Raw genomic sequence first — 17,433 nt, forward strand, 5'->3', positions numbered from 1 at the left:
CGGCCGTGGCCAGGAAGCCTAAGGTCCTGCCGCCACGGGAGTGGCTGGAGCCGCGGGTCAAGGTGGCACGCGCGCTGAGCCTGCTGGCGTTTTTGGGCCTGGTGGGCTTGCTGTGTGGCTATTACCTGTTTGTCGCCGACCTGCATGGGGCGCGCCCGTGGGTCATCCTGCTGATCGAACTGGTACCGCTGCTGATACTCGCCCCAGGCATGCTGATGGGCAGCGCACGCGGGCATTCGTGGATGTGTTTTGTGGTGAACCTGTATTTCATCAAGGGCGCGCTGGCCGCGTATGACCCGAACCGCCAGTGGTTTGGGGTGCTGGAAATGCTCGCTAGCCTGGCGGTGTTTTGCACGGCATTGCTGTATGTGCGTTGGCGGCATCAGTTGAACCGGCGACTGGCCGATTGACTGATCGTTCCCACGCTCCGCGTGGGAATGCTGCCCAGGACGCTCTGCGTCCCGGGCCTAGTGCAAGGGTGACGCGGAGCGTCACAGGATGCATTCCCACGCGGAGCGTGGGAACGATCAGTATCAATGGTTGACGGTGTAGGCCAACATCATCGACAGCTGACACATCGGCCGCCCACTCTCGGCGTGCCACTGGTTGAAGGCACCCTGCACCGTCGCCAAATCGCGCAGGCTGGTCGGGGCCTTGTCGACGATCTTCTGCGCATTCAGCGCCGCCACCACGTCATCGCTTGGCACAAAGGTGTCCTTGCCGACCATGCGCAAAAAGCGCGGCGCCGACAGCCCGCCCAGCTGGTGGCCATGCTTGCTCAGGTACTTCCACAGCCCGACAATATCAGTCACCGGCCAATCGGCGATAAATGCGCCGAAGCTGCCTTTTTCCTGCTCGATATCCAGGATCATCTGCGCATTGCGCGGCACACTCTTGAGCTTGCCCAGGTGGCGGATGATGCGGGTGTCCTGCATCAGCCGTTCCAGGTGCTCGGCGCCCATCAGCACGACTTTTTCCGGGTCGAAGCCGAAGAATACCTGCTCGAACGCCGGCCATTTGGCATCGACCACGCTGTGCTTCAAACCGGCGCGGAACACTCGCAGCGCCAAGGTCGACAGGTAACGGTCATCGGTGATCTTGCGCAATTGCGCCGGGGTCTTGGGCACCGGCAGATGGGCTTCCAGCTTGGCCGCCGAACCGAAGCGGTTCAGACAATATTCGTGCAGCCACTTGTAATCGCGCATGCCCTCTCCTGTCAGTCGAATTGAAAACGGCGCTCGCAAGCGCCGTGTACTAGAGCCTTGGGAAGACTCAGAGGTTCACTACATTGACAAAACGCGATGCGGCGGTCTCGTCGATTTTCAGGCTGGTGAAGTCGAACAGGTTGCGGTCGGCCAATTGTGACGGGATCACGTTTTGCAGGCTGCGGAAGATACTTTCGGTACGCCCTGGGGTCTTGCGCTCCCAATCCACCAGCATGTCCTTGACCACCTGGCGCTGCAGGTTTTCCTGGGAGCCGCACAGATTGCACGGAATGATCGGGAATTGCTTGAAGTCGGAGTAAGCCTGGATGTCCTTCTCGTTGCAATACGCCAGCGGGCGGATCACCACGTTGCGCCCGTCATCGGCACGCAGCTTGGGCGGCATGGCCTTGAGCGAGCCGTTGAAGAACATATTGAGGAAGAAGGTCTCGACGATGTCATCGCGGTGATGACCCAGGGCCATCTTGGTCGCGCCGATCTCATCGGCAAAGGTGTAGAGCGTGCCACGGCGCAGGCGCGAGCACAGTGAGCAGGTGGTCTTGCCTTCCGGGATCAGTTCCTTGACCACCGAGTAAGTGTCTTTCTCGACGATGTGGTACTCGACGCCCAGTTCTTTCAGGTAGGCCGGCAGCACATGCTCGGGGAAACCGGGTTGCTTCTGGTCCATGTTGACCGCCACGATCTCGAACTTGATCGGTGCGACCTTTTGCAGGTGCAGCAACACGTCGAGCATGGTGTAGCTGTCTTTGCCGCCGGAGAGGCAGACCATGACCTTGTCGCCGTCCTCGATCATGTTGAAATCGGCGACTGCTTCACCGGCCAGGCGACGCAGGCGTTTTTGCAGTTTGTTCTGGTTGACTGTAAGAGTGCCCATGGCGCTTGGATCCGCAAAGGTGTGTGACGAAAAGCGCAGCATTTTACCGGCAAGACTGGCGCAGTTCCAATGTGGAAGCTGGCTTGCCTGCGATAGCGGTGTGCCAGTCAACACCTGCGGTCCTGACAGGCCGCCATCGCAGGCAAGCCAGCTCCCACACTGGATCGCATGAGCCCTGACAGACCGCACCGCGATTAGCGCCCGTGTTTACAGCGCAATTTGCTCTAAAGGCCCTACGGTTATTCCGGTCATCCCTTCCTATACTGCGACTTGAGGTCGCACATCTATCCAGACCTTTCAGGCCATTTGGCCCGTGGGCGCTCCGATGGGGGGCGATGGTAATAACGACAGGAGTGACTGGCATGATCCATCACGTCGTGGGGCTGTTTACCCATCCCGACCAGGAATGGCGGGAAATCCGTGGCGATAAAGAAGAAAGCATCGGCCACATGTACCTCACTCATACCCTGATTCTCGCGGCGATCCCCGCCATTTCCGCCTTTATTGGTACCACCCAGGTCGGCTGGGTCATCGGCAACCGCGCCCCGGTGATGCTGACCCAGGAAAGCGCGCTGTGGATGACTCTCATGTCTTACGCGGCCATGCTGTGCGGCGTGGCGGTGATGGGCGCGTTCATTCACTGGATGGCCCGCACCTACGACGCCAGCCCAAGCATGGCCCGCTGCGTGGCGTTTGCCACTTACACCGCCACACCCTTGTTTATCGGCGGGCTGGCGGCGCTCTACCCGCATATGTGGCTGGGCATGGTGGTGGGCACGGCGGCGATCTGCTACACGGTGTACCTGCTGTATGTGGGGCTGCCAACCTTCATGAGTATCGACCCGGATGAAGGCTTCCTGTTTTCCAGCTCGGTATTGGCCGTCGGCCTGGTGGTGCTGGTAGCGATCATGGCCTTTACCGTGATCGTCTGGGGCCTGGGCGTCGGGCCGATCTACACCAGTTGACCGAAAAAAACCGCAGGCAAGGCCACCGCAAGGTGGCTTTGTGCGTTATGCATGACCATTCGGCGCCTGACAGATTCGGAAACACCCAGCTTTGCGGCATACTGGGCGTCTCTGGAGATATGTACAGCATGCCCGAGCAACTCAATACCCGCGTCGAAGATTGTTTCCTGCAAGCCGAATCCTTTTTCAAACGAAGCTTCAAACGCCCCCAGGTCAGCCTCAAGCTGCGGGGCCAGAAGGCCGGTGTCGCGCATTTGCACGAGAACCTGCTGCGCTTCAACCCTCAGTTGTACCGTGAAAACAGCCAACACTTTCTCAAGCAGACCGTGGCCCACGAAGTGGCGCACCTGATTGCCCACCAGTTGTTTGGCGAGCGTATCCAGCCCCATGGCGAGGAATGGCAGCTGATCATGCGCGGGGTTTACGAACTGCCGCCCGACCGTTGCCATACCTACGAGGTCAAGCGCCGACAGGTGACTCGCTATATTTACCGCTGCCCGTGTGCGGACAGTGATTTTCCGTTTTCACCGCAGCGCCATGGGCTGGTGAATCAGGGGCGGCGGTATTTGTGTCGGCGGTGTCGGCAGACCTTGGTGTTCACCGGGGAAACTCGGGTGGAATGAGGGCCTCATCGCAGGCAAGCCAGCTCCCACATTTGGATCTGTGAGCGCAATCCAAAATGTGGGAGCTGGCTTGCCTGCGAAAGCGCCCGCTCAGTCAACCTACAACCTTGGCCTGGCGCAATTCATCTATCCGCTGAGCACTGATCCCCAACTCCACCAACACCTCATCACTGTGCGCCCCCACCGCCACCCCAATATGCCTGGGCGCTGGTAAACCCTCGGAGAACTTCAGCGGGCAGGCCAATTGCGCTTGTGTCGAGCCATCCCCCCGGGGCACCTGGCTGACCAGCTCCCGCGCCTTCAACTGTGGATGCTCCACCGCCTCACTCAAACTCAACACCGGCTCCACACACGCATCCACCCCGGCAAACAACTCACACAACTGGTCAAAACTGCGCTTCTCGAACTCCACCTGCAACGCCTGTTTGAGCACGGCCTGGCGTTCGGGCGTCACGCTGTGTGCCGCCAGTTCCGGCCGCCCCAATGCCTCGCACAGCTGCTGCATAAACCCCGGCTCCAGACTGCCCACCGACATCCAGCGCCCATCGCGTGTGCGGTAGTAGTCGTAGAAACCCCCGCCATTGAGCACATGGTTCTCCCACCCAGGCTCGACCCCGCAAGCCAGGTAACCGGCCCCAGCCATGGCGTTCAGGCTGAACGAGCAATCGGTCATGCTCACATCCAGGTATTGCCCCACCCCGCTTTGCTGCCTGGCAATCACCGCCGCCAGCAAGCCCACCACGGCATGCAGCGAACCGCCCGCCACATCCGCCAGTTGTACGCCCAGCGGTAATGGGCCGGTGTCCTGGCGCCCGGTATGGCTGGCCACGCCGGCCAACGCCAGGTAGTTGATATCGTGCCCGGCGCGGTCCTTATAGGGGCCGGTCTGACCGTAGCCGGTGATCGACACGTAGATCAGCCGCGGGTTGATCGCCTTCAGCGCCTCATAGCCCAGGCCCAGACGCTCCATGACGTCGGGGCGGAACTGTTCGAGCAAGATGTCATAGCCCTTGACCAACTCACGCACGATCTCCAGCGCCTCGGCCTGCTTGAGGTCCAGGGCCAGGCTGCGTTTGTTGCGGTTGAGGTAGGCGTGGCTGGCCGAGGTGCCACGATCATGGGGCGGCAATACACGCAACAGGTCCATCCGCGTGGGCGATTCGATGCGCAGCACCTCGGCGCCCATGTCCGCCAGCATCAAGGAGGCAAATGGGCCAGGCAGCAAGGTGGAAAAATCCAACACTTTGAGGGACGCCAAGGGACCTGACATAGAGACTCCAGTTGGGTTGCGAATACCCACAGACTAGGCAGCCGGGCGCCTGCCGGCAATCGTCAGAACGATCAACAACAGTGACCGTTTTGATCACGGCGGGCTTTTTCGCGGCGGCGGCTTTATCATTGGCCGACGTTTGTTGGCAGAGTCTTCCATGAAGTTCGCGATTGCACTGTATAGCGCCGCCCACGCGCCCTCTTCGCGCCGCGCCCTGTTGTTCGCACAGGCGGCGCTGGCCGGCGGGCATGAGATTGTGCGGCTGTTTTTCTACCAGGACGGCGTGTACAGCGCGTCCAACAACATTGTCGCGCCCCAGGATGAGCAAGACATTGCGCGCCAATGGCGCGAATTTGTCAGCCAGCACCAACTCGACGGCGTGGTGTGCATCGCCGCCGCCCTGCGCCGGGGTGTGCTGAATGCCGAGGAAGCTGCGCGCTATCAACGCAGCGCGGTCAACCTGGAAGCCCCCTGGGCGTTGTCGGGCCTGGGGCAATTGCATGACGCGATCCAGGACGCCGACCGCCTGATCTGTTTTGGAGGGCCGTGACATGTCCAAATCCTTATTGGTGATCAGCCGCCAGGCCCCGTGGTCCGGGCCGAGTGCGCGGGAAGCGCTGGATATCGTGCTGGCCGGTGGCGCTTTCGATCTGCCCATTGGCCTGCTGTTCCTGGATGACGGTGTGTTCCAACTGGCGCCGAACCAAGCTGCCAAAGCCGTGCAACAGAAAGACCTGAGTGCCAATCTGCAGGCCCTGGGTCTGTTCGGCATTGACGACGTGTTCGCCTGCGACCACAGCCTGTCCGCACGCGGGCTGCCGCCGCCCGCCAATGCGCAGGCGCTCGACAGCCAAGCCATTTCCCAGTTGATTGACCGTTACGACCAGGTGATTACCCTCTGATGTCGACTCTACATGTGGTGTCTCATTCCCCGTTTACTGACAGCCGCCTCGACAGCTGCCTGCGCCTCTGTGGCGCCGAAGACGCAATCCTCTTGTGTGGTGACGGAGCCTACGGCCTGCACACGCCCGCCCTGCAAACCAGAGGCGTAAAGGTGTTTGTGCTGGCCGAAGACATGCAGGCGCGTAACCTGCCGCTGCCCGACTGGGCTGACAGCGTCGATTACCCAGGCTTCGTGCAGCTGTCGATCGACTACGACAAGGTCAACACCTGGCTATGAACACCCTGACCGTAGGCGCACGCACCCTGGAACTGGATAAGGACGGCTACCTCGTCGACCTCAACGACTGGTCCGATGAAGTGGCGCATGCCCTGGCCACCGCCGAAGCCATCGAGCTGACCCCGGATCACCGGGAAATCCTCGACCTGCTGCGCCAGTTCTACGCCGAATTCCAGTTGTCTCCCGCCACGCGCCCGCTGATCAAGTACACCGCCTTGAAGCTTGGCCCGGAAAAGGGCAACAGCCTGCACCTCAACAGATTGTTCAACGGCACTCCCGCCAAACTCGCCGCCAAGCTGGCGGGCCTGCCCAGGCCGACGAATTGCTTATGACCGACTTTGCCCCCCTGACTCTCGTAACGCCCCAAGAGCATCCCTTTGCACAATTCGTGCGCATCCTCGGCAAAGGCAAGCGTGGCGCGCGCAACCTCACCCGCGAGGAAGCGCGGGAAGCCATGGGCATGCTGCTCGATGAAAAGGTCGAGGACACCCAGCTCGGCGCCTTCCTGATGCTGCTGCGCCACAAGGAAGAAAGCCCGGAAGAACTCGCCGGTTTCACCGAAGCCGTACGTGAGCGCCTGCACGCGCCAGCGCTGAACGTCGATATCGACTGGCCGACCTACGCCGGTAAAAAGCGCCACCTGCCGTGGTTCCTGCTGGCAGCCAAATGCCTGGCACAGAACGGCGTGCGCATCCTGATGCACGGCGGCGGCGCCCACACCGCGGGGCGCTTGTACACCGAACAATTGCTGGACAGCTTGAACATCCCGCTGTGCCGCGATTGGCAACAGGTCGAGAGCGCCTTTGCCCACGGCAACCTGGCGTTTATCCCGCTGGGTGATTGGGCGCCACAGTTGCAACGCATGATCGACCTGCGTAACACCCTGGGCCTGCGTTCGCCTATCCATTCCTTGGCGCGCCTGCTCAACCCACTGAATGCCCGCTGTGGCCTGCAAAGCATTTTCCACCCCGGTTACCAGGGCGTGCATCGTGATGCCAGCGGCCTGCTGGGTGACAACGTGATTGTGGTCAAGGGCGACGGCGGTGAGATCGAGATCAACCCCGACACCCTGAGTCACTTGTACGGCACCACTGGCGGCCAGAGTTGGGACGAAGAGTGGCCCGCCCTCTCCGACCAGCGCCACGTCAAGCCGGCAACGCTTGAGCCCGAGCACCTCAAAGCGCTGTGGCGCGGCGACGCTGAAGACAGCTACCCACAACTGGCGTTGATCGCCACCATGGCGTTGGCCCTGCGCGGCCTTGGCCACCCACGGCAACAGGCGTTCGAATTGGCCCAGCAGTACTGGGACGCGCGGGATAAATCGATTTAATCGATCATTCACGCCGGTTCTTTGCGCTTTTAGTTCGAACTCATCTCTTTAGACTGGGCTCCAACGCTTATCAGCCAAGGAGCCAGTCATGGGTTTATTGATCGAAGGACAATGGAAAGACCAGTGGTACGAAAGTAGCGCAGACGGCGCTTTCCAACGGGAACAGGCGCAACGCCGCAACTGGGTGACCGCCGATGGCGCGCCAGGCCCGAGCGGCGAAGGCGGCTTCAAGGCCGAGGCCGGTCGCTATCACCTCTATGTGTCTCTCGCCTGCCCGTGGGCGCACCGCACCTTGATCCTGCGCAAGCTCAAGGGCCTGGAAAGCCTGATCGACGTCTCGGTGGTCAGTTGGCTGATGCTGGAAAACGGCTGGACCTTCGACCAGGCCCACGGCTCCAGCGGCGACAAACTGGACGATTTCAACTTCATGCACCAACGCTACACCGCCGATACCGCCGATACCGCCGACTACACCGGGCGCGTCACCGTGCCGGTGCTGTGGGACAAAAAGCTCAAGCGCATCGTCAGCAATGAATCGGCGGAGATCATCCGCATGTTTAACAGTGCGTTCAATGAGCTGACCGGCAATACCCTGGATTTCTACCCCCAAGCCCTACGCCCGACCATCGACGCCCTCAACGAACGCATCTACCCCGCCGTCAACAACGGCGTGTACCGCGCAGGCTTCGCCACCTCACAACAGGCGTATGAAAGCGCGTTTGATGATGTGTTTGCCGAATTGGATCATCTGGAACAGCACCTGGGCAGCCATCGTTATTTGGCCGGCGAGTACCTGACCGAAGCCGATGTGCGGCTGTTCACCACGCTGATTCGTTTTGATGCGGTGTATTACAGCCACTTCAAATGCAACCTGCGGCGGATTGCCGACTATGCGAATTTGTCGAACTGGCTAAGGGAGATGTATCAGTGGCCAGGGGTGGCCGAGACGGTGGATTTCGAGCATATCAAGGGGCATTACTATGCCAGCCATCGCACGATCAACCCGACGGGGATTGTGCCGAAGGGGCCGTTGCAGGGGTTTGATACCGAGCATGATCGCCATGCATTGCACGGCAAAGGTGTATGGAGCTGACATAAACCGCCTGTAGGAGCGAGCTTGCTCGCGAAGAACGCCAACGATAACGCGGCTATCAGGTAGCCCTTGGCGTCCTTGAGTTTTTCGCGAGCAAGCTCGCTCCTACAGTGGGTCAGTCGTTCAGACCTGGGACTGGGCGCCCTCGAACCACTTGAGCTTTTCACGCAGTACCACCACCTCACCCACGATCACCAATGTCGGCGCGTGCACTTCATGCTCCGCCACCATGCGCGGCAGGTCGGCCAGGGTGCCGGTGAACACGCGCTGGTTGGACGTGGTGCCCTGCTGGATCAACGCCGCTGGGGTATCGGCTGCACGCCCGTGCTTGATCAACTGCTCGCAAATAATCGGCAAGCCAATCAGGCCCATGTAGAACACCAGGGTCTGCGACGGCCCGACCAGGTCCTGCCAGGGCAGATCCGAGGTATTGTTCTTCAGGTGGCCGGTGATGAAGCGCACCGATTGGGCATAGTCGCGATGCGTCAGCGGAATCCCGGCATAAGCCGCGCAACCACTGGCTGCCGTGATACCCGGCACCACCTGGAACGGGATGCCGTGGGCCGCTAATTCCTCAATCTCTTCGCCACCACGGCCAAAGATGAACGGATCGCCACCTTTAAGGCGCAGCACGCGCTTGCCTTGTTTGGCCAGGTCGACCAGTTGCTGGTTGATCTGGTCCTGGGGCACGGCGTGATCGGCGCGACGCTTACCGACGTACACGCGCTCGGCATCACGACGGCACAGTTCCAAAATCGCCGGCGCCACCAAACGGTCGTACAGCACCACATCGGCTTGCTGCATCAGGCGCAGTGCACGGAAGGTCAGCAAATCCGGGTCACCTGGGCCCGCGCCCACCAAGTACACCTCGCCGGGCGCATAAGGCGGCGCGCCATTGACCTTTTCGATCAACAGGCGCTCGGCCTCCTCGCCCTGCCCGGCCAACTGGCGGTCGGCAATCGGGCCCTGGAACACTTCTTCCCAGAACGCGCGACGCTGCTGCACATCCGGGTACAAACCTTTGACCTGGGCGCGAAAACGCGCCGCCAAACCGGCCAGTTGGCCGTAGGTGGAAGGTATCCAGGTTTCCAGCTTGGCACGGATCAGGCGTGCCAGTACCGGCGCGTCACCGCCGCTGGAGACGGCAATCACCAAGGGTGAACGGTCGACAATCGCCGGGAAGATCACGCTGCACAACGCTGGCGCGTCCACCACATTGACCGGCACGCAGCGACGCTTGGCATCACTGGACACCTGCGCATTCAGTGGCTCATCGTCGGTGGCCGCGATAATCAGGGTGCAACCGTCCAGGTCGGCCTCCTGATAACCGCGCAACATCAATTCCCCGCCACTGCCCAGCACCAGCTCACGCAGCTGGCTTTCGATCTGGGGAGCAACCACCCGCAACACCGCGCCGGCGTCGGCCAGCAGTCGGGATTTGCGCAAGGCAATCTCCCCACCACCGACGACCAACACACGACTGCCGCGCAGGTTATGAAACAGCGGCAGAAATTCCATTTAGCGGATGACCTCAACGCCCGCCATGTACGGCTTGAGCACCTCAGGTACACGGATCGAACCGTCGGCCTGCTGGTAGTTTTCCAGCACGGCCACCAGGGTACGGCCTACGGCCAGGCCCGAACCGTTGAGGGTGTGCACCAGCTCCGGCTTGCCGGTTTCCGGGTTGCGGAAACGCGCCTGCATGCGACGGGCCTGGAAGTCACCGCAGTTGGAGCACGACGAAATCTCGCGGTATTTGTCCTGGCTCGGCACCCACACTTCCAGGTCGTAGGTTTTCACGGCGCTGAAGCCCATGTCGCCCGTACACAGGGCCAGTACACGGTAAGGCAGCTCCAACAGCTGCAACACGCGCTCGGCGTTGGCAGTCAGGCCTTCCAGGGCATCCATGGAGGTCGACGGCTCTACTACCTGCACCATCTCAACCTTGTCGAACTGATGCTGGCGGATCATGCCACGGGTATCGCGCCCCGACGCGCCGGCTTCGCTACGGAAGCACGGGCTGTGGGCCACCAGCTTCAACGGCAGTTGCTTGGCGTCGAGGATTTCGCCGGCGACGATATTGGTCAGCGACACTTCGGCCGTCGGGATCAGGTACAGGTCGGCTTCGCCGTCGCGGCTGATCTTGAACAGGTCTTCTTCGAATTTCGGCAGTTGGCTGGTGCCCATCAACGCCGGCGCCTGAACCAGGTACGGGGTGTAGGCTTCCTCGTAACCGTGTTCGCCGGTGTGCAGGTTGATCATGAACTGCGCCAGGGCACGGTGCATGCGCGCAATCGGGCCGCGCAGCAAGGCAAAGCGTGCGCCGGACATTTTTGCCGCGGTTTCAAAATCCAGGCCACCAGTCAATTCGCCCAGGGCGACGTGGTCCTTGATCTCGAAATCGAAGGTTTTCGGCGTGCCCCAGCGGCGCACTTCGACGTTGCCGTCTTCGTCTTCGCCGACCGGGACGGATTCGTGGGGCAGGTTCGGAATGCCCAGCAGGATCGAATCCAATTGGGTCTGAATGCCTTCCAGCTCGATTTTGCCGTCGGACAGCTCAGTGCCCATGCGCTCGACATCCGCCATCAACGGCGCGATGTCTTCGCCGCGCTGCTTGGCCTGGCCGATGGACTTGGAGCGCGCATTACGTTCAGCCTGCAGTGCTTCGGTGCGGGTCTGGACGGTCTTGCGCTGTTCTTCCAGCGCTTCGATGCGCGCAACATCCAAGGCAAAGCCACGGGATGCCAGGCGGTCCGCTACGTCCTGAAGGTTGCTACGTAACAGTTTGGAATCGAGCATGTCGGTCTCTCGTTATCAAAGTTTGGTCAAGGACAGGCCAGCCCAGGTGGCGAGCAGCCCGCCGAATACGCTGATGGCCGCATAGCCAATCGCCAGCGGCACTTGCCCGCTTTCCAGCAGGCGCACGGTATCCAGTGAAAAGGATGAAAAAGTCGTCAGGCCGCCAAGAAAGCCAACCATCAGGCCGGCACGTACCTCGACAGGCACTTCCGGGCGTAACAAAAACAGGCCGTATAACACGCCGATCAACAGGCAGCCCACGATATTAACGGCGAGCGTCGCCGTATAGAAGTGTTTCGGCCAATTGGCATTGATCCAATTGCCGGTAGCAAAGCGCAGCAGTGTACCGGCGATACCTCCGGCCGAGACGGCGACCACCAAAGGAATCATGATTTTCTCCGCTGCCGGGGGCTCAGACGGTCGAGGGCGGCCAGATGATTGAGCTTCTCACCGATCTTCAGCTCCAGGCCACGGGGCACTGGCTGATAGAACGGCTGCGGTTCAAGCTCATCGGGGAAGTAGTCTTCGCCGGCCGCATAGGCGTCCGGCTCATCGTGGGCATAACGGTATTCGTCGCCATACCCCAGTTGCTTCATCAACTTGGTCGGCGCGTTGCGCAGGTGCAGCGGCACTTCGAGGGAGCCATGTTCGGCGGCCGCACGCAGGGCCGACTTGAAGCCCATATACACCGCGTTGCTTTTCGGCGCGCAGGCCAGGTAGGTGATGGCCTGGGCCACCGCCAGCTCGCCTTCCGGGCTGCCCAGGCGCTCCTGCACCTCCCAGGCGGCCAGGCACAGGCTCAGGGCGCGCGGGTCGGCATTGCCGATGTCTTCGCTGGCCATGCGCACTACACGACGCGCCAGGTACAGCGGGTCGCAACCGCCATCGATCATGCGCGCAAACCAGTACAGCGCGCCGTCAGGGTTGGAGCCGCGTACAGACTTGTGCAGCGCGGAAATCTGGTCATAGAAGGCTTCGCCGCCCTTGTCGAAACGCCGGCGTGTGTCACCGAGCAGGCTTTGCAACAGGTCGACGCCAATCTCGCCGCCGTCTTCGGCCAGGTCGGAGGCGTTCTCCAGCAGGTTGAGAAAGCGACGCCCGTCACCATCGGCGGCGGTCAGTAAAATCTTGAAGCCTTCATCGCTGAGGCTCAGCTGGCGCTTGCCCAGGCCCTTGTCTTCGCTCAAGGCACGGTGCAGCAGCTTTCGCATCGCCGCTTCATCCAGGCTCTTGAGCACATAGACCCGCGCCCGTGATAACAAGGCGTTGTTCAATTCAAAGGACGGGTTTTCGGTGGTGGCGCCGATAAAGATCAGCGTACCGTCCTCGACGTAGGGCAGGAACGCATCCTGCTGCGACTTGTTGAAGCGATGCACTTCGTCGACGAACAGGATAGTGCGCTTGCCGTACTGCCCGGCCTGCTGCTTGGCGACTTCCACCGCCTGGCGGATCTCCTTGACCCCGGCGAGCACCGCCGAGACCGTTTCAAAGTGCGCATCCGAGACTTTCGCCAGCAACCGCGCCAGGGTGGTCTTGCCCACGCCCGGCGGGCCCCAGAAAATCATCGAATGCAGCGCACCCTGCTCCAGGGCTTCACGCAAGGGCTTGCCCCGAGCGAGCAGGTGTTCCTGACCGACGTACTCATCCAGATTGGTCGAACGCAAGCGCGCGGCCAATGGCTGGGCAATCGGGTCACTTCGAAACAGATCCATGGGCAGCGTTTGAAACCTCTGGGCAGTTTATTCCTGGATCACGTCGGCACCCTTGGGGATGTCGAACTTGAACTTGGACGCGGGCACCGGCTGGTTAGCCTTGACCCCGGAGAACAGGATATCGGTGCGCTGGCCGACGCTATCGACCAGGCGCATGTTGTTGATCACGCCGTTGCCGAACGACAGGGACAGCGTGTCAAACAGCGTGTCCTTGGATTTTGGCTTGAGGGTGAACTCGATGACGTTGCTGGTCTGCTTGGAGGTGATGTCGAAGCTGTCGTTGATTTTCGACACATCACCCGACAACAACAGCGCCGGGGTCTGGTTCAGGCGCGGATCGAGCTTCTTGATGGTGGCCTGTTCCAGGTCCGGGTCCCACAGCGTGACTTTCTGGCCGTCGGAAACGATGGTCTGCTCCGCCTTGCCTTCGGTATGCCAGTAGAACAGCCCTGGGCGCTGCACGGCCATTTCACCGGCGGTTTCCTGCAACTGGGTGCCGCCGGCATCCAGGGTCAGCTGGGAGAAGCGCGCGGTGAGGGTCTGGGATTTGTCCAACAGGTTCTTCAGGCTGGCGACGGAGGCCGGGTCAGCGTGAGCCGAAACAGCGGTCAGGGCCAGGGCCGGCAACAACAGCATGCGGATAAAGCGCATGGGAGTCCTCATTGAGTAGTCAGGGCACGCCGCGTGTTGCCACGCGGCGCGGAATCAGTCGCGCATCTGCCCGGGGGCGATGACTTCACGCGAGCCATTGGTGTTCATTGCGGTCACGACGCCGGCCATTTCCATGGCTTCGATCATGCGGGCGGCGCGGTTGTAGCCGATTTTCAGCTTGCGCTGCACCGCCGAAATCGAGGCGCGGCGGCTTTCCAGTACGAAGGCCACGGCTTCGTCGTAGAGTGCGTCGGTTTCAGCATCATCGTCGCCACCGCTGCTGCCACCGTCGAAGCCGCTGCCGGCCTCTTCCACGCCAGCGAGAATGTCGTCGTTATATTCCGGCGCGCCACGCAGTTTCCAGGCTTCGACCACACGGTGGACTTCGTCATCGGAAACAAAGGCACCGTGAACGCGAATCGGCAGGCTGGTGCCCGGCGGCATGTAGAGCATGTCACCGTGGCCCAGCAGTTGCTCGGCGCCACCCTGGTCGATGATGGTGCGCGAGTCGATCTTGCTGGAGACCTGGAACGCCATGCGCGTCGGAATGTTGGCCTTGATCAGGCCGGTGATCACGTCCACCGACGGCCGCTGGGTCGCAAGGATCAAGTGGATACCCGCCGCCCGCGCCTTCTGGGCAATACGGGCGATCAGCTCTTCAACCTTCTTGCCGACGATCATCATCATGTCGGCAAATTCATCGACCACCACCACGATAGTCGGCAGCTTGGTCAGCAGCGGTGCTTCATCGTGAATGCTTTCGCGCTTGTACAGCGGGTCGGTCAGCGGTGTGCCGGCGTCCTGGGCTTCCTTGACCTTGGCGTTGAAGCCCGACAGGTTACGCACGCCCATCTTCGCCATCAGCTTGTAGCGGCGCTCCATCTCGGCAACGCTCCAGCGCAGAGCGTTGGCGGCGTCCTTCATGTCGGTGACCACCGGGCATAGCAGGTGCGGGATGCCTTCGTAAATCGACAGTTCCAACATCTTCGGGTCGATCATGATCAGCTTGGCGTCATCCGGCCCGGACTTGAACAGGATCGACAGGATCATGGCGTTCACACCCACCGACTTACCGGAACCGGTAGTACCGGCTACCAGCAGGTGCGGCATTTTCGCCAGGTCGGTAATCACCGGCTTGCCGCCGATGTCATGGCCGAGTGCCAGGGTGACCGGCGATTTGAAGTTGTCGTATTCAGGGGTCGACAGCACTTCGGAGAAGCGCACGATCTGCCGGTCTTCGTTGGGGATCTCGATACCCACGGTGGTCTTGCCCGGGATCACTTCCACCACACGCACGCTGGTCACCGCCAGGGAACGCGCCAAGTCTTTGGCCAGGTTGGAAATGCGGCTGACTTTTACCCCGGCGGCCGGTTGGATTTCGTAACGGGTAATCACCGGGCCCGGATGGATCGAGTCCACCGACACTTCAACGCCGAATTCCTTGAGCTTGATTTCCAGCAGGTGGCCGACAGCCGCCAGGGATTCCGGGGAATAGTTGAGTTGTTTCTTTTCGGCCGGGTCCAGAATCGAGATCGGCGGCAAGGTGCCTTCGACAGCGCTGTCGATAAACAACGGTGCCTGCTTCTCTTTTTGCACGCGATGGCTAGGCTCCGGCGCCTTGGGCGGTGCCGGGGCGATCACGGGCGGCACCTGCTTTTCACGGTCCGACATGTGCTTGCTCAGGGCCTGCTCGCGCTCGATCAAGCGCTCCTTGACCTTGGCTTGCTCGCGTCGATCCGGCGTGCTTGGAGCCACCACCTCGTTGACACGGGTGTCAACCTCACGCAGCTGCGCCACCATTTGCTTGCGCTCGACACGGGCGGCCCACCAGCGGTTGGCGGCGCCCTGGAACAATTCGAACAGGTCGAGGGTGATCTTGCCGGTCACGTCCATCACCTTGAACCATGACAGGTCGGTGAATACCGTGAGGCCGAACAGGAACAGCGCGATGAACATCAGGGTGCTGCCCTGGATATTCAGGGTCCTGCGCGCCAGGTCGCCAAGGCTTTCGCCCAGAGCCCCGCCTGCGCCCGCCGGCAAGCCGGTCGGTGCATGGAAGTGGATATGCGCCAGCGCCGCGCCCGACAGCACCAGGAACACCAGGCCGATCAGGCGCCAGGAAAACAGCCAGCCGCTCCACTGCCACGGCTCGTGACGCTGGCGGAAGATCTGCCAGGTCTTGATAGCCAGCAACAGCGGGAAAATGTAGGCGAAGTAACCCAGGATCATGAAGAGGATATCGGCGCTGTAGGAACCTACCGGGCCGCCGAAATTCTGCACATCATCGATCTTGCTGTTATGGCTCCAGCCCGGATCGTCCTTGCCATAGGTGAGCAAGGCCATCATCAGGAACAGGCACAGCGCACCGATGGCAATCAGTGCGCCTTCCTTGAGTCGGTAATGCAGGTGCTGGCGCCAGGCCGGTACGACTGCTGCTTTAGGTGCTGCGGCGGATTTCTTCAAAACGGGTCTATTCCTGCGCCTTTAGCGCGTCCATCTGTTGAATGACTACACACGACTGCTCTATCCGGAGCAGCTGAAAAATGAACGAATGTTGCTGAATCTACTTTTAACATCAGGTGACGGATAGGTGAAATGGCGATAACGCCACAATGGCCGCATTGTACGGGTTTGCGTGCGTGATGCCACACACTTGCCCTTCACCTGACTGCGCGGACAATTTGAGCACGCATTGTCTTTGCTGACAAAGGCTTATGAGCTGTATTTAGCAATCCAGGCAAGCTTGGCAAATGGCCGGCATGTGCCAGGCCCGATTACGACCACACCCTGTGTATAGAGTTGCAGAAACACCCACTCATGCTAATCCACGTCAATAGCCTATTCGGGCTGGCCCCGTGGCGCCGGGTCGTCAATAATCAACGCTTGCGGCGCAGGTGAATGACCTGCCACTCCCCTCCCCTACCGTAAGCCTGGATGCCATGCTGACCTGGTTACAACGCGACACCCTGACGTTCCCTCCCCTGGCCAAGGCCATGCGCGAACCCAACGGCCTGCTCGCCGCCGGTGGCGACCTGTCGGCCGAACGATTGATCCAGGCCTACCGCCATGGCTGCTTCCCCTGGTTCTCCGAAGGCCAGCCTATCCTCTGGTGGTCACCCGACCCGCGCACAGTGATATTCCCCGACGAGCTGCATGTTTCCCGCAGCCTGGGCAAATTATTGCGCCAGCAGCGCTATACCGTGACCTTCGACCAGGATTTCGCCGCCGTCATCCAAGCCTGCGCCGCGCCCCGCGCCTACGCCGATGGCACCTGGATCACCGAAGGCATCCAGCAGGCCTACCTGGAGCTGCACCAGCGAGGCTACGCGCATTCCGTCGAGGTCTGGGACCAGGGCGAACTGGTGGGCGGCCTGTATGGCCTGGCGATGGGGCAGCTGTTTTTTGGCGAGTCCATGTTCAGCCGCGCCGACAACGCCTCCAAATTCGGTTTCGCCACATTGACCCGGCAACTGCAAGCCTGGGGGTTTGTGCTGATCGACTGCCAGATGCCCAACGATCACCTGCACAGCCTGGGTGCCCGCGGCATACCGCGCAGCGTCTTCGCCGACTTCCTGCACAAACATCTGGACCAACCCAACGCTGGGCCGTGGGTTTCCTAGGCGACTTTCGCACACGTGGCTTACACTTATTTCAAAGCTTATCCCGAGGGTTGATCATGACCGAGCTGGCGCGCTTGAAGTTCTATGCCACTC

19 protein-coding genes are annotated in these 17,433 nt (G+C 61.1%); 10 read left to right on the forward strand and 9 right to left on the reverse strand.

Annotated features, from left to right (window positions below; translation table 11 throughout):
- Positions 1–5 precede the first annotated feature (5 nt).
- Positions 6–410 carry a DUF2069 domain-containing protein gene (locus GIW04_RS16445; RefSeq protein ID WP_003192061.1) on the forward strand — a complete coding sequence of 135 codons (405 nt, stop codon included), beginning with the start codon at positions 6–8 and terminating at the stop codon, positions 408–410.
- 123 nt (positions 411–533) lie between these two features.
- Here GIW04_RS16445 and GIW04_RS16450 read toward each other — a convergent pair whose 3' ends face one another.
- Complete coding sequence (locus GIW04_RS16450; protein WP_034127867.1) at positions 534–1,205, reverse strand: DNA-3-methyladenine glycosylase I; 672 nt, start codon at positions 1,203–1,205, stop codon at positions 534–536.
- 67 nt (positions 1,206–1,272) lie between these two features.
- Positions 1,273–2,097, reverse strand: coding sequence for a tRNA 2-thiocytidine(32) synthetase TtcA (gene ttcA, locus GIW04_RS16455; RefSeq protein WP_003192064.1), 825 nt, complete (start codon positions 2,095–2,097; stop codon positions 1,273–1,275).
- A 362-nt stretch (positions 2,098–2,459) separates the two neighbouring features.
- Between ttcA and GIW04_RS16460 the strand changes: the two genes are divergently transcribed.
- Both GIW04_RS16460 and GIW04_RS16465 read left to right on the forward strand, forming a co-directional pair.
- Positions 2,460–3,062 carry a Yip1 family protein gene (locus GIW04_RS16460; RefSeq protein ID WP_003192065.1) on the forward strand — a complete coding sequence of 201 codons (603 nt, stop codon included), beginning with the start codon at positions 2,460–2,462 and terminating at the stop codon, positions 3,060–3,062.
- Between the two features lie 128 nt (positions 3,063–3,190).
- Entirely contained in the window at positions 3,191–3,685 is a 495-nt protein-coding gene (locus GIW04_RS16465; RefSeq protein WP_003192067.1) for a SprT family zinc-dependent metalloprotease, read from the forward strand.
- A 94-nt stretch (positions 3,686–3,779) separates the two neighbouring features.
- On the opposite strand, the gene GIW04_RS16470 is transcribed toward GIW04_RS16465, so the two are convergent.
- Positions 3,780–4,955 (reverse strand): CaiB/BaiF CoA transferase family protein, encoded by a 1,176-nt coding sequence (locus GIW04_RS16470; protein WP_236479062.1) that lies wholly within the window; start codon positions 4,953–4,955, stop codon positions 3,780–3,782.
- Positions 4,956–5,112: 157 nt separating this feature from the next.
- On the opposite strand from GIW04_RS16470, the gene tusD reads away from it, so the two are divergent.
- The 6 genes from tusD (at position 5,113) to GIW04_RS16500 (ending at position 8,558) form a co-directional block, all read left to right on the forward strand.
- The gene (gene tusD, locus GIW04_RS16475) at positions 5,113–5,505 is read left to right on the forward strand and encodes a sulfurtransferase complex subunit TusD (protein ID WP_003192069.1); all 393 of its coding nucleotides are present in this window, start codon (positions 5,113–5,115) and stop codon (positions 5,503–5,505) included.
- 1 nt (position 5,506) lies between these two features.
- Positions 5,507–5,857 carry a sulfurtransferase complex subunit TusC gene (gene tusC, locus GIW04_RS16480; RefSeq protein WP_003192070.1) on the forward strand — a complete coding sequence of 117 codons (351 nt, stop codon included), beginning with the start codon at positions 5,507–5,509 and terminating at the stop codon, positions 5,855–5,857.
- Positions 5,857–6,135 (forward strand): sulfurtransferase complex subunit TusB, encoded by a 279-nt coding sequence (gene tusB / locus GIW04_RS16485; RefSeq protein WP_003192071.1) that lies wholly within the window; start codon positions 5,857–5,859, stop codon positions 6,133–6,135. The genes tusC and tusB overlap by 1 nt, the downstream gene beginning before the upstream one ends.
- Positions 6,132–6,467 (forward strand): TusE/DsrC/DsvC family sulfur relay protein, encoded by a 336-nt coding sequence (locus tag GIW04_RS16490; protein WP_003192072.1) that lies wholly within the window; start codon positions 6,132–6,134, stop codon positions 6,465–6,467. The genes tusB and GIW04_RS16490 overlap by 4 nt, the downstream gene beginning before the upstream one ends.
- Entirely contained in the window at positions 6,464–7,465 is a 1,002-nt protein-coding gene (locus tag GIW04_RS16495) for a glycosyl transferase family protein (RefSeq protein WP_003192074.1), read from the forward strand. Before GIW04_RS16490 ends, GIW04_RS16495 begins: the two co-directional genes overlap by 4 nt.
- A gap of 88 nt (positions 7,466–7,553) precedes the next feature.
- On the forward strand, positions 7,554–8,558 hold the full coding sequence (locus tag GIW04_RS16500; RefSeq protein WP_120249000.1) for a glutathione S-transferase family protein: 1,005 nt from the start codon (positions 7,554–7,556) through the stop codon (positions 8,556–8,558).
- 123 nt (positions 8,559–8,681) lie between these two features.
- On the opposite strand, the gene cysG is transcribed toward GIW04_RS16500, so the two are convergent.
- The 6 genes from cysG to ftsK are packed head-to-tail and all read right to left on the reverse strand — an operon-like array spanning position 8,682 to position 16,183.
- Positions 8,682–10,076: a siroheme synthase CysG gene (cysG, locus tag GIW04_RS16505; protein ID WP_003192077.1), complete on the reverse strand. Its 1,395-nt coding sequence runs from the start codon at positions 10,074–10,076 to the stop codon at positions 8,682–8,684.
- Positions 10,077–11,357: a serine--tRNA ligase gene (serS, locus tag GIW04_RS16510; RefSeq protein ID WP_047711147.1), complete on the reverse strand. Its 1,281-nt coding sequence runs from the start codon at positions 11,355–11,357 to the stop codon at positions 10,077–10,079. It abuts the gene before it with no gap.
- A 15-nt stretch (positions 11,358–11,372) separates the two neighbouring features.
- A complete protein-coding gene (gene crcB / locus GIW04_RS16515) occupies positions 11,373–11,747 on the reverse strand; it encodes a fluoride efflux transporter CrcB (protein ID WP_003192080.1) in 375 nt (124 codons plus the stop codon).
- A complete protein-coding gene (locus tag GIW04_RS16520) occupies positions 11,744–13,069 on the reverse strand; it encodes a replication-associated recombination protein A (RefSeq protein WP_003192082.1) in 1,326 nt (441 codons plus the stop codon). Before GIW04_RS16520 ends, crcB begins: the two co-directional genes overlap by 4 nt.
- 27 nt (positions 13,070–13,096) lie before the next feature.
- Positions 13,097–13,720 (reverse strand): outer membrane lipoprotein chaperone LolA, encoded by a 624-nt coding sequence (lolA, locus tag GIW04_RS16525; RefSeq protein ID WP_003174700.1) that lies wholly within the window; start codon positions 13,718–13,720, stop codon positions 13,097–13,099.
- Between the two features lie 54 nt (positions 13,721–13,774).
- On the reverse strand, positions 13,775–16,183 hold the full coding sequence (gene ftsK, locus GIW04_RS16530; protein WP_003192084.1) for a DNA translocase FtsK: 2,409 nt from the start codon (positions 16,181–16,183) through the stop codon (positions 13,775–13,777).
- Positions 16,184–16,659: 476 nt separating this feature from the next.
- Here ftsK and aat point away from each other — a divergent pair, with 476 nt between their 5' ends.
- A complete protein-coding gene (gene aat, locus GIW04_RS16535) occupies positions 16,660–17,340 on the forward strand; it encodes a leucyl/phenylalanyl-tRNA--protein transferase (RefSeq protein WP_003192086.1) in 681 nt (226 codons plus the stop codon).
- The last annotated feature ends 93 nt before the right edge of the window (positions 17,341–17,433 follow it).

The sequence above is a fragment of the Pseudomonas sp. PA-4-8C genome (assembly GCF_021606625.1).
In the GTDB taxonomy this organism is placed as follows: domain Bacteria; phylum Pseudomonadota; class Gammaproteobacteria; order Pseudomonadales; family Pseudomonadaceae; genus Aquipseudomonas; species Aquipseudomonas lactis.